This window comes from Pseudomonas sp. LAMO17WK12:I1, assembly GCF_900177315.1.
GTDB lineage: Bacteria > Pseudomonadota > Gammaproteobacteria > Pseudomonadales > Pseudomonadaceae > Aquipseudomonas > Aquipseudomonas marginalis.
The window spans coordinates 72,561-84,560 of sequence record NZ_FWZV01000012.1 but is presented as its reverse complement, the minus strand read 5'-3'; the positions used below and the strand labels follow the sequence as shown (position 1 = coordinate 84,560).

At 64.7% G+C, this 12,000-nt stretch carries 11 protein-coding genes; 2 read left to right on the top strand and 9 right to left on the bottom strand.

Features of this window, described 5'->3' with window-relative positions; genetic code table 11:
- Positions 1-95: 95 nt before the first annotated feature.
- From pqqA to pedF, 7 genes are all read right to left on the bottom strand, one after another.
- A complete protein-coding gene (gene pqqA, locus B9N88_RS22470; protein ID WP_010209364.1) occupies positions 96-167 on the bottom strand; it encodes a pyrroloquinoline quinone precursor peptide PqqA in 72 nt (23 codons plus the stop codon).
- A 241-nt stretch (positions 168-408) separates the two neighbouring features.
- Positions 409-1,929 (bottom strand): acetaldehyde dehydrogenase ExaC, encoded by a 1,521-nt coding sequence (locus tag B9N88_RS22465; RefSeq protein WP_027606210.1) that lies wholly within the window; start codon positions 1,927-1,929, stop codon positions 409-411.
- A gap of 121 nt (positions 1,930-2,050) precedes the next feature.
- Positions 2,051-3,826 carry a PQQ-dependent methanol/ethanol family dehydrogenase gene (locus B9N88_RS22460; RefSeq protein WP_027606209.1) on the bottom strand — a complete coding sequence of 592 codons (1,776 nt, stop codon included), beginning with the start codon at positions 3,824-3,826 and terminating at the stop codon, positions 2,051-2,053.
- A 126-nt stretch (positions 3,827-3,952) separates the two neighbouring features.
- A complete protein-coding gene (locus tag B9N88_RS22455; protein ID WP_027606208.1) occupies positions 3,953-4,885 on the bottom strand; it encodes a quinoprotein relay system zinc metallohydrolase 1 in 933 nt (310 codons plus the stop codon).
- Positions 4,886-4,901: 16 nt separating this feature from the next.
- Positions 4,902-5,651, bottom strand: a complete 750-nt coding sequence (locus tag B9N88_RS22450; RefSeq protein ID WP_027606207.1) for a quinoprotein dehydrogenase-associated SoxYZ-like carrier — start codon at positions 5,649-5,651, stop codon at positions 4,902-4,904.
- A 9-nt stretch (positions 5,652-5,660) separates the two neighbouring features.
- Positions 5,661-6,536 carry a substrate-binding periplasmic protein gene (locus tag B9N88_RS22445; RefSeq protein WP_027606206.1) on the bottom strand — a complete coding sequence of 292 codons (876 nt, stop codon included), beginning with the start codon at positions 6,534-6,536 and terminating at the stop codon, positions 5,661-5,663.
- A gap of 3 nt (positions 6,537-6,539) precedes the next feature.
- Positions 6,540-7,001, bottom strand: coding sequence for a cytochrome c-550 PedF (gene pedF, locus B9N88_RS22440; RefSeq protein WP_027606205.1), 462 nt, complete (start codon positions 6,999-7,001; stop codon positions 6,540-6,542).
- 255 nt (positions 7,002-7,256) lie between these two features.
- Between pedF and exaA the strand changes: the two genes are divergently transcribed.
- Both exaA and B9N88_RS22430 read left to right on the top strand, forming a co-directional pair.
- Positions 7,257-9,149, top strand: a complete 1,893-nt coding sequence (gene exaA, locus B9N88_RS22435; RefSeq protein WP_074847229.1) for a quinoprotein ethanol dehydrogenase — start codon at positions 7,257-7,259, stop codon at positions 9,147-9,149.
- Between the two features lie 210 nt (positions 9,150-9,359).
- Entirely contained in the window at positions 9,360-10,007 is a 648-nt protein-coding gene (locus tag B9N88_RS22430) for a pentapeptide repeat-containing protein (RefSeq protein ID WP_027606203.1), read from the top strand.
- 18 nt (positions 10,008-10,025) lie between these two features.
- On the opposite strand, the gene B9N88_RS22425 is transcribed toward B9N88_RS22430, so the two are convergent.
- Together B9N88_RS22425 and B9N88_RS22420 are read right to left on the bottom strand one after the other, a co-directional pair.
- Positions 10,026-10,652 carry a response regulator transcription factor gene (locus tag B9N88_RS22425; RefSeq protein WP_027606202.1) on the bottom strand — a complete coding sequence of 209 codons (627 nt, stop codon included), beginning with the start codon at positions 10,650-10,652 and terminating at the stop codon, positions 10,026-10,028.
- Positions 10,649-11,911: a sensor histidine kinase gene (locus B9N88_RS22420; protein WP_027606201.1), complete on the bottom strand. Its 1,263-nt coding sequence runs from the start codon at positions 11,909-11,911 to the stop codon at positions 10,649-10,651. The genes B9N88_RS22425 and B9N88_RS22420 overlap by 4 nt, the downstream gene beginning before the upstream one ends.
- Between the last annotated feature and the right edge of the window lie 89 nt (positions 11,912-12,000).

Below are 12,000 nucleotides of genomic sequence, written 5' to 3'. Positions count from 1 at the left end.
GCGCTCCACACTAACCCATTCCCAGGCGTTTGCAATCAGACCAAAGGGTCATTCCCAATAGGGCACCGGCCAGCGCGAGGCTGGCCGGAGATGGATCAGCGGCTGGCGAAGTACATGGTCACTTCGAAGCCGATACGCAGGTCGGTGAAGGCGGGTTTGGTCCACATGGGGAGAGTCCTCTTGTTGTGCCGGAAGATTCCGGTAAAGGCATTAATGCATGGGGGGATGGGGGTGCGAATGCTACTTTCGAAGTAAATGCCGCACTGCATTAGTCGCGAATGTACAGGGAGCAAAATGTGGGAGGGGGCTTGCTCCCGATGGCGGTGTGTCAGCCAGCATTTATGCCTCTGACCCACCGCCATCGGGAGCAAGCCCCCTCCCACAGGGGACCGCATTGCAATCAGAGGGTTAGAAGAAACCCAATGGATTGATGTCGTAGCTCACCAGCAAATTCTTGGTCTGCTGGTAGTGATCGAGCATCATCTTGTGGTTCTCACGCCCCACGCCCGACTTCTTGTAACCGCCAAACGCCGCATGCGCCGGGTACAGGTGATAACAGTTGGTCCACACGCGACCGGCCTTGATCGCCCGGCCCATGCGGTAGGCGCGGTTGATGTCGCGGGTCCACAGCCCGGCGCCGAGGCCGAATTCGCTGTCGTTGGCAATCGCCAGGGCTTCGGCTTCGTCCTTGAAGGTGGTGATACCCACCACCGGGCCGAAGATTTCCTCCTGGAACACGCGCATCTTGTTGTGGCCCTTGAGCAGGGTCGGCTGGATGTAGTAACCGCTGGACAGGTCGCCCTCCAGGCGCTCGGCCGCGCCGCCGGTGAGCAGCTCGGCGCCCTCTTCCTGGGCGATCTTGAGGTAGGAGAGGATCTTGTCGTATTGCTGCTCGGACGCCTGGGCGCCGACCATGGTCTCGGTGTCCAGCGGGTTGCCGCGCTTGATCTTGACGATCTTCTTCATCACCACTTTCATGAAGTCGTCGTAGATCGACTCCTGCACCAGCGCCCGCGACGGGCAGGTGCACACTTCGCCCTGGTTGAAGAACGCCAGCACCAGGCCTTCGGCGGCTTTTTCGATGAACTGCGGCTCAGCCTGCATGATGTCTTCGAAGAAGATGTTCGGCGACTTGCCGCCCAGTTCCACGGTGGAGGGAATGAGGTTCTCGGCGGCCGCATGCATGATGTGCGCACCGATTGGGGTCGAGCCGGTAAAGGCGATCTTGGCGATGCGCTTGCTGGTGGCCAGCGCCTCCCCGGCTTCGCGGCCAAAGCCCTGGACGATATTCAGCACGCCCGGTGGCAGCAGGTCATTGATCAACTCGGCAAACACCATGATCGACAGCGGCGTCTGCTCAGCCGGCTTGAGCACGATGCAGTTGCCGGCGGCCAGGGCCGGGGCGAGTTTCCAGGCGGCCATCAGCAGCGGGAAGTTCCACGGAATGATCTGCCCGACCACGCCCAATGGCTCATGGAAGTGATAGGCCGCGGTGTGTTCGTTGATCTCGGCGGCGCCGCCTTCCTGGGCGCGGATGCAGCCGGCGAAGTAGCGGAAGTGGTCGGCGGCCAGGGGCACGTCGGCGTTGAGGGTTTCGCGCACGGCCTTGCCGTTGTCCCAGCTTTCGGTCACGGCCAGCACTTCGAGGTGCTGCTCGATACGGTCGGCGATTTTCAGCAGCACCAGGGAGCGATCCTGGGGCGAGGTCTTGCCCCAGGCGTCGGCGGCGGCATGGGCAGCGTCAAGGGCCTTGTCGATATCGGCGGCGTTGGAGCGCGGGAATTCGGCGATCGCTTCACCGGTCACCGGCGAGGTGTTGGTGAAGTACTCACCACTGAGCGGGGCGACGAACTCGCCGCCGATGTAATTGCCGTAGCGCTGCTTGAAGCTGACGATGGCGCCAGGGGTGCCAGGTTGTGCGTAGATCATGTTAAAGCCTCTGTCTGGGTCCGGGCCTGTCGGTCAACAGGCGATGACCCGATAGTAAAGAGCCCCCGCTGGCGGGCGAATGCGCCGTTGGCAGGGGGGCACTTGTCATTTGGTCGTAGTTTCAGTGCCTGGCGACCAGCTCTTTGGGCAGCTTGAAGGTCCAGAGCATGCCGCCCTGGTTGAAGTCCTTGATGCGCTTGGCCACTTCACCGCCCCACAACGGCACGGCGCCGCCCCAGCCGGAGAGCACCGAGACGTACTGTTCGCCGTCCATTTCCCAGGTCACAGGCGAGCCGAGCACGCCGGAGCCGGTCTGGAATTCCCAGACCTTCTCGCCGGTCTTGGCGTTGAACGCCTGCAGGAAGCCTTCCGGCGTGCCGGTGAACACCAGGTTGCCCTTGGTGGTCAGCACCCCGCCCCACAGCGGCGCAAAGTTCTTGTGGCGCCAGACTTCCTTGCCGGTCTTCGGGTCGATGGCGCGCAGTACGCCGATGTAGTCTTCGTTCAGCGGCTTGATGGTGAAGCCGGCGCCAAGGAACGCCGCGCCCTTCTTGTAGGCGATGCCTTCGTTCCAGATGTCCATGCCCCACTCGTTGGACGGCACATAGAACAGCCCGGTGTCGCGGTTATAGGCCATCGGCATCCAGTTCTTCGCACCGAGGAACGCCGGCGCGACAAACACCGAGGTGCCCTTGGTTTCGCTGCCCGGCGCGCCTGGGCGGCTGGCTTCGTTGTAGATCGGTCGACCGTCCTTATCCAGGCCGCTGGCCCAGGTGATCTTGTCGACAAACGGGAAGCCGCGGATGAACTTGCCGTTGGTGCGGTCGAGCACGTAGAAGAAGCCGTTGCGGTCGGCGGTGGCCGCCGCTTTGATTTCCTTGCCGCCTTCGGTGTAGTTGAAGGCGATCAGCTCGTTGACGCCGTCATAGTCCCAGCCGTCGTGGGGCGTGCTCTGGAAGTGCCACTTGATGGTGCCGTCGTCCGGGTTCAGCGCCAGGCGCGAGGACGAGTAGAGGTTGTCGCCGGGGCGCAGGTGCGAGTTCCACGGCGCCGGGTTGCCGGTGCCGAACAGCAGCAGGTTGGTTTCCGGGTCGTAGTAGCCGCCCAGCCACGGTGCGGCGCCGCCGGTTTTCCACAGGTCGCCCGGCCAGGTCTTGCCCGCCTCGCCGCCGGAGATGCCGTTTTCCACGGCTTTGCCGTCCTTGTAGACATAACCCATATGGCCTTCGACCGTCGGGCGGCTCCACAGCAGCTCGCCGTTTTTCGGGTCATAGGCCTGGATCTTGCCGACCACGCCGAATTCGCCACCGGCCACGCCGGTGATCAGCTTGCCGTTGACCACCAGGGGCGCGGCGCTGATCGAGTAGCCTTCCTTGTGGTCGGCGACCTGCTTGCTCCACACCACTTTGCCGGTGTCTTTGTTCAGCGCCACCAGCTTGGCGTCGAGGGTGCCGAAGAACACCAGGTCGCCGTACAGCGCCACGCCACGGTTGATCACGTCACAGCACGGGCGGATGTCATCGGGCAGACGCGCATCGTACTGCCAGAGCTTCTTGCCGGTGCGCGCATCCACCGCGAACACCCGCGAGTAGGAACCGGTGAGGTACATCACCCCGTCCTTGATCATCGGCTGCGCCTGTTGCCCACGCTGCTTCTCGCCGCCAAAGGAAAACGCCCAGACCGGGCGCAGGTCCTTGACGTTGTCGACGTTCAGGGTATCGAGGGGGCTGTAGCGCTGGCCCTGCACGCCCAGGCCGTTGGTGACGATCTGCCCGGGGTTTTTCGGGTCCTGGAGGATGTCCTCATCGCTGACCGAGGCCATGGCCTGGCCGGATAACAGGATGGCACCGAGCAACACACTCAAGGCGAAGGGTTGGCGACGTGCGGGTTGGGTCATGACGGCTACCTCTGCGGTTTTTTGTTATACCCGGGAAATTTTCCCGGTCTGGTGCAGATTCTTGGGCGCAGGGGCCGTTGTCACAATTGACCGCAGTATCGAGTTTGCTAGTTCCTTAGTAGCGGGTCAGCGCGGCGAATCCACGCGTTGCATCTGTTCGCGCTCGTACCGCGGGTACAGGTGGCTGACGCTGCGGATCAACTCATAGCGGCTCAGGCTGATCGCGGCGAAGCGTGCGGGGATGGGGCTGCGGATCATCTCGGCCATGTCGCTGCCCTGGGCGGCCCCGTCACGCAGCAGTTGATCGAGCCAGGTCAGGTAGTCGCGCATCTGCGTAAAGGGTTGCGCGTCGCTGGCCACCGGGCCATGGCCGGGCACGATCAGGGTCCAGGGCAAGGCTTGCAGGGTGCCGAGGTCCGCCAGCCACACCGCCAGCCCCGGGCTGTTGGGGGTGGTGAGGGCGCGCTGGTAAAACACCAGGTCGCCGGCGAACAACACGCCGGTGCCCTGGTCGAAGATCGCCAGGTCGGCGCCGGTGTGGCCGCTGAGCGCGAGCAGGCGCAGGTCATGGCGGCCCACGCTCAGCACACCGGGCTGCAGCACCTGGGTGGGCAACACCACCTCGGTGCCGCGCATCCAGTCGCCGACCATGCGGTAGAGGTTTTCCGCCATGCCGTCGCCCTGCTCGTGCAGCAGCCGCGTGGTCTCGGCCAGGGCGCCGATGGGCACGTCCTTGAAGGCCTGGTTGCCCAGCGCATGGTCGGGGTGATGATGGGTAATCAGTACCTGGATCACCGGCTTGGGGGTGACACGGGCGATGGCCTCGCGCATGGCTTCGCCGTAGCGCCGCGACGGTCCGGTATCGATCACCACCACACCGGCCTCGGTGACGATGAAGGCGGTGTTGACGATATTGCCGCCGTTGGCCTTGGCAAAATTGTCGGTACTGCCTTCGAGCAGCCAGGTGTCGTCGGCGATCAGCCGGGGCGCAAGGGCGTAGTCGAGGTCCGCCAGGGCGGGCAGGCTCAGGCCCAGGCATAACAATAGAATCCAGCGCATGCCGCGCTCCTTCTGGTCAGGGGATGGCCGCGTCGAACTCATTGCCGCTGTTGTCGCGCAGCACCAGGCGGGTGGCCCCCGGCGCGGCGATATCAAAGGCCAGGTTGGGGTTTTCGCTGACCGCCGGGAACAGCTCAAGGTCAGCCAGCACCTGGCCGTCCTGGCCGCGCAGTTGCGCATGGTTGATAAAAAACTCGGGGATGCCGCTGACCATGCCGTTGTCCATCGGGTGCGCCACCTGCACACGCACGCGGCTGAACTCGCCACGCGGGTAACGGCCGCCGAGCACTTCGCCGATGTGCTCTTCCCAGCCCGGCTGGGTGCGTACCACGCTGGGCGCGGTGCAGCCGCCACCGGCCGCGTCGATCAGGGTCGAGCCCACGTGCCACAGGCCGTCATCGGTGAGCACCGCCGCCCGCAACGGGGTGGCCTGCTCGATACGAATCCGCAGCGACAGCCATGGCAGCACCCCGGCCTTGGGCTGGAAGTCGACGATTTTCGGCAATGGGTTGAGCTCGGCCCAGGCCAGGATCTTCACCACATGGCCGTTGAAGGCGCGGGCGTCGATTTCCAGGGGCACCTGACGCGCATCTTCGGCGAACGGCGGCGCGAGCAGCTTGACTCGGTCGTCGAACACGAACGGCGCCTGCGCCAGGAACTGCTTGTGATAGAAGTCCCACATCACCGACGGCACCGGGTCGACCTCCACGGCGTGCGCCGCCAGCGGCAGCCAGCAGGCCAGGATGCAGCTCAGTCGCCAGTTCATCCCCTGCTCCTATTGATACATCTCGGGCACTTCGTACTGCAGGCCGTAACGGGCATAGATGGCTTGCACCGCGCCGTCGCGGATCAGGCCTTCCAGCGCCTCTTCCACCGCGTAGGCCAACTGGCGATTGCTCTCGTGCACTGCCATGCCGATCTCCCAGCGTTGCTTGCCCATGTTCGGGTAGGCGTTTTCGGCGAGGGCCAGTTGCGGGTCGTGGGCTTCATGCACCTGCCAATCGACTTCGCCGCGCATCGCCATCACCGCATCGACCTCACCGGCTTTCATCGCCGCAAAGGCCTGGGGGACGTCGGGGTAGTGATGGGTCCTGGCGGCGAGCATGCCGTTGAACACCGAGGTGAGGTAGAACGACGGCACACTGTCGACTTCGACGCCAATCGGGTGCTGCTCGAACACCGCCACGCTGGCGACCGTGTCCAGGCGCCGACGATCGTAGGCCACCTGCCATTGTTCGTTCTGGTACGGCCCGAACATCACCACATGGCCGTTTTCCAGTTCGCCCTGGTCGTTGCGCTTTTGCGCGTAATCGCGGTCGTAGGGCGCGCGCATCATCAGGTCGGCCAGTTGCTGGTTGTGCAACGGACTGCCGCGCCAGATGTAGTCGCGCAGGTCGTCGTCGAGCTTCTCGCCGGCCGGCGCCCAGATCAACGTGAGCCGTACCCCCAGCGCCGTGGCCAGGGCCTGGGCCAGTTCCACGTCGACCCCGCGCGCGGTGGCGCCGTCCTTGAAGCTGTAGGGGGCAAAATCCTTGTACACCGCCACGTTGATTTCGCCGGCGGCGATCATCTGGTCATAGCTGCGCACCTGCGCCTGTGCCGGCTGGCAACACAGCAGGGCCAGGCCAAGCACATAAGCGAACAGGCGCATGGCTTACTCCTCGACGTGCACGCTGTCCAGGTAGGTGCGCACGGCCCACAAGGCTTCCTGGCTCAGGTAGTCGGCCATTTTCGGCATGTACACGCGGCCGTCACGCACCGCGCCATGGCGTACGCGCTCGACGAACCACTCATCACCGGCTTCGCCCACATCGAGCATGCGCAGGTCGGGGGCGATGCCGCCGGACTTGGCTTCCAGGCCGTGGCAGGCGGCGCAGTTCTGGTTGTAGGCGGACGAGCCGATTTCCACGGCGCGGTCGTGTTCAGGCGAGGTGCGGTACGGATTGACCGCCGCCCAGCCGTCTTCGTTGACCGGCACGCCGGCGTCCTTGATCGAGGTCAGGCCCTTGGTTTCCACCGCTTGCGGGACCACGTTGCCATGGGCCCAGGCGGAGCCCCCGGCGATCACACCGACCAACAGCCCGGCGACGAGCAAGGCATTGTGTTTTGTTGTCATTATTTTTGCCCTCAGGATTGCACGCAAAACCTCATTGCAGAGGCTATGGCAACCATCTTAGAAACCCCGGGGCATGGGCCGTATGCTGCTTTGGTGGCCGCCCTCTCCTCCCTTGGTAGTAGGGCTTGTGGGGCACGCCTAAAACAGCGGCGCCTCGGGAAGTCTTCCCGGCCACAGCGGGAGTTTTTCCGTATCCGCCCGGCGCCCCGGCGTTCCACCCTGTGCAGGCCAAAACCTCCACTGGGAACTGCAACCATGACAATAAGATCGCTACCCGCCCGCTCACCTTTAAGCCTTGCCGTGCAAGCCTTCGTGCTGGTGGGCAGCCTGTCCCTCAGTGCGGCAACGTTTGCCGCCGCCGAACCCGCCAAGCCGACGCACAATGTCACCTGGGAAGACATCGCCAACGACCACCTGACCACCCAGGACGTGCTGCAATACGGCATGGGCACCAACGCCCAGCGCTGGAGCCCGCTGGCCCAGGTCAACGACAAGAACGTGTTCAAGCTCACCCCGGCCTGGTCCTACTCGTTCGGCGATGAGAAGCAACGTGGCCAGGAGTCCCAGGCCATCGTCAGCGACGGCGTGGTCTACGTCACCGGCTCCTATTCCCGGGTGTTCGCCCTCGACGCCAAGACCGGCAAGCGCCTGTGGACCTACAACCACCGCCTGCCCGACAACATTCGCCCGTGCTGCGACGTGGTCAACCGCGGTGCGGCGATCTTCGGCGACAAGATCTACTTCGGCACCCTCGACGCACGCCTGATCGCCCTCGACAAGCACACCGGCAAAGTGGTGTGGAACAAGAAGTTCGGCGATCACGCCGCGGGCTACACCATGACCGGCGCCCCGGTGCTGATCAAAGACAAGGTCAGCGGCAAAGTGCTGCTGATCCACGGCAGCTCCGGCGATGAATTCGGCGTGGTCGGCCAGCTGTTTGCCCGCGACCCGGATACCGGGGAAGAAGTGTGGATGCGCCCGTTCGTGGAAGGCCATATGGGCCGCCTCAACGGCAAGGACAGCACCACCACCGGCGACGTCAAGGCGCCTTCGTGGCCGGATGACCCGACCACCGCAACCGGCAAGGTCGAGGCCTGGAGCCACGGCGGCGGCGCTCCTTGGCAGAGCGCGAGCTTCGATGCCGAGACCAACACGATCATCGTCGGTGCCGGCAACCCCGGCCCGTGGAACACCTGGGCGCGCACCGCCAAGGACGGCAACCCCCACGACTTCGACAGCCTCTACACCTCCGGCCAGGTCGGCGTCGACCCGAGCACCGGCGAAGTGAAGTGGTTCTACCAGCACACCCCGAACGATGCCTGGGACTTCTCCGGCAACAACGAGCTGGTGCTGTTCGACTACAAGGACAAGGACGGCAAGGTAGTCAAGGCCACCGGCCACGCCGACCGCAACGGCTTTTTCTATGTGGTGGACCGTAACAACGGCAAGCTGCAGAACGCCTTCCCGTTCGTCGACAACATCACCTGGGCCAGCCATATCGACCTGAAGACCGGGCGTCCGGTGGAGAACGAAGGCCAGCGTCCGGCCAAACCCTTGCCGGGTGAAACCAAAGGCAAACCGGTGGAAGTCTCGCCGCCGTTCCTGGGGGGCAAGAACTGGAACCCCATGGCCTACAGCCAGGACACCGGCCTGTTCTACATCCCGGGCAACCAGTGGAAAGAGGAATACTGGACCGAAGAGGTCAACTACAAGAAAGGCTCGGCGTACCTGGGGATGGGTTTTCGCATCAAGCGCATGTATGACGACCACGTCGGCACCCTGCGCGCAATGAACCCGACCACCGGCAAGGTGGTGTGGGAGCACAAGGAAGCCTTGCCGCTGTGGGCCGGCGTGCTGGCGACCAAGGGCAACCTGGTGTTTACCGGTACCGGCGACGGTTTCTTCAAGGCCTTCGACGCGAAAACCGGCAAGGAGCTGTGGAAGTTCCAGACCGGCAGCGGCATCGTTTCGCCGCCGATCACCTGGGAGCAGGATGGCGAGCAGTATGTCGGCGTCACCGTCGGCTACGGCGGCGCGGTGCCATTGTGGGGCGGCGACATGGCCGAGCTGACCAAGCCGGTGGCACAAGGCGGGTCGTTCTGGGTGTTCAAGATCCCGAGCTGGGATCAGAAGACCGCGCAAAAATAACCTCCGCGAGAATGCCGGGCCGCTTTTTGCAGCAGGCGGCTTCTTCCCTTGTGGTGAGCGGGCTTGCCCCGCGCAGGGCTGCGAAGCGGCCCCGGCATTCCTCCAGCACCTCCGTGCGCTCAGGGTTTACGACTGCTGCGCAGCCGAGCGCGGGGCAAGCCCGCTCACCACAACAAGCCCGCTCACCACAGGATCCCCAGAGGTCGTACGATGAACTACCTGCCCTTGTTACTCCTGCTCTGCCTGCCCGTGGCCCACGCCGACGACGGCGACGATGCGCCGCTGATCATCAACGGCTGCACCATCGCCGCACACAGCCAATGCCCCGGCGCCAACCTCAAGGGCGCCAACCTGCGCAACCAGGACTTGAGCAAGATGAACCTGGCCGGCGCCGACCTGCGCGAGGCGGATCTGCGCCATGCCAACCTCGACCTGGCCAACCTGGAAAAAGCCCGACTGCAAGGCGCCAACCTGACCCGCGCCAGCCTGCAACAGGCCAACCTGCGCCTGGCCGACTTCAGAGGCGCCACGCTGATGGCGATCCAGGGTTGGGGCCTGTTCGCCCAAGGTGCGCAGTTCGAAAACGCCAACCTCAGCGCGGCCTACCTGCAATTTGCGCGGTTGTCCGGGGCAAAAATGCACAAGGCCAACCTGCGTGCGGCCGACCTGGAAATGACCTGGTTGAGCAAGGCCGACCTGCAAGGGGCCGACCTCAGCGATGCCAACCTGCAGGAAGCCAAGTTCGGCGAGAGCAACCTGGAACAGGCCACCCTCACCGGCAGCCGCCAGCACTACGCGAACTTCCAGGATGCCAATATGGAAGGCTGCATCGACTGCCCCACCACCTGGGATCGCTAGCCCCCCGCGCATACGCTGTTATCCAACCACCCGCACCACGCCCATGTCGAGCCCCAGGTGCACCAGTTCGGCATGGGAACTCACCTGCAATTTGCTCTTGAGCAAGGTCAGGTGATTGGACACGGTCTTGCTGCTGATATTCAGCTGGTCGGCAATCGCTCGGGTCGGCGTGCCCCTGGCCAGCATCAGGAAGATTTCCAGCTCGCGCGGGGTCATGCCCTGCAAACGTTGATCACCGGGCGTATAGGCCAGTTCAGTGGCCAGGGCCTGTTCGATGTAGGCGTGACCGTCGAGGATGCGCCGCACCGCTTCGATCAACACCTCGGGTGCCGAGGTTTTGGTCAGGTAGCCCGAGGCGCCCGCCTCCAGGGCCTGGCGCACCAGGGGCAACTCGTCGTGCATGCTGAAAAACAGCACGCGCAGGTGCGGCAGGCGCTGGCGCAGGCGCCGGGTGGTTTCCAGGCCGCTGATGCCCGGCAGGCCGAAGTCCATGATCACCAGGTGCGGCAGCGCTTCCTGGACCCGGCTCAACGCCTCTTCGCCACTGGCCGCCTCGCGCACTTCAACGGCCGGCAGCAGCGCACGCAACAGGCTGGCATAGCCTTGGCGTACCACCGCGTGGTCATCCACCAACAGAATATTCATGAGGCCTCCAACGGCATGTTCAACGCCAACGCCCAGCCGGCGCCGGGCTGGCTGATGATCTTCAATTCGCCGCCCAGGCAACGGGCGCGTTCGGCCATTGAATACAGGCCCACGCCGGGCCGCTGGGGCGTGTCTGCACCGCGACCGTTATCACGCACCCACAGGCGCAGGCGCGAACCGCGATGTTGCAGGCGCACGTGCACCTGGCTGGCGTCGGCATGCCGCAGGATGTTGGTCAGGGCTTCCTGGAGCAGGCGGTACAGATGAGTCTTGCTGGCGCCGGGCAACAGCGGCAGGTCGGTGCTGACCTGCAGGTGGCAGGGAATGCCATGGCTGGCCTGCCACTGGGTGACCAGCAGCGCAAACGCCTCGGCCATCGGCATGTGTTGCAGGGCCACCGGATAAAGGTCGTGGACCAGTGCCCGGAAGCCTTGCTGCAAGTGCTCGCAGTGATCCTCGAGTTGCGCCACCGTGGGCGCCAGCAGGTGCGGCTGGTCGGTGGCCAGGCGCAACAGGCAGGCCTGGGCGCGAATGCCGGCCAGGTATTGGCCGAGGTCATCGTGCAGGGTCTGGGCCAGGTGGGTGCGCTCCTGCTCCTGCACCGCCAGCAGGGTCTGGGTAAGCCGGGTGTTATCGGTGCGCGCCTGCTCCAGGGCGTCGGTCATGCGGTTGAAGTGCAGCGCCAGTTGGCGTGCTTCCGGCGCGCCTTGGCTGCGCAGGCGCACATTGAGCTGGCCGGCGCACACCTGTTGCAGTGCGCGCAGCAATTCATCCAGCACGCCCATGCCCCGGCGCACCGCCCAGCGGATGGTCAACAGGCTCAGGGCCAGAGCCAGTGCGCACAGGCCCAGCAGTTGTTGCAGGGAGTCCCAGACCTCGTCGATTTCATCCCGTGGGTCGACAGCGATGGACACACGCCGGCCGTCCGGCAAGTCCAGCACCTGGGCACTGCGCCGCGCCTCGGCAAACAACAGGCGCCCGAGCCAGGCGTCCAGCCCGTCCGCGTCCGGCGCTTGCACGGTGTCGCCGCTCGCCAGCCAGTGCACACGCACATGGCGCAAACTCGCGGTGAGGTGGGGTTGCAGGCTGGCCGGATCGCGCGCGGCGGTTTCGCTCAGGTAGTGCACCACCGCTTCGGCCGATTGCAGCTCGCGCTCCACATCGGCCAGGGCCTGGTGCAGCAACAGCGCGGTGCAGGCGCAGGCCACCAGGATGAAGAAGCCGCACACCCATAGGTTGATGCGCCACAAGGCCGACAAGACGCGCATGCTGGTGTCACTCCTGTGGATAGAGCCCGTGGTGCTCCATGCTAAAACCCCACGGCGCGCCCGGGGCTACTACCTTGGTA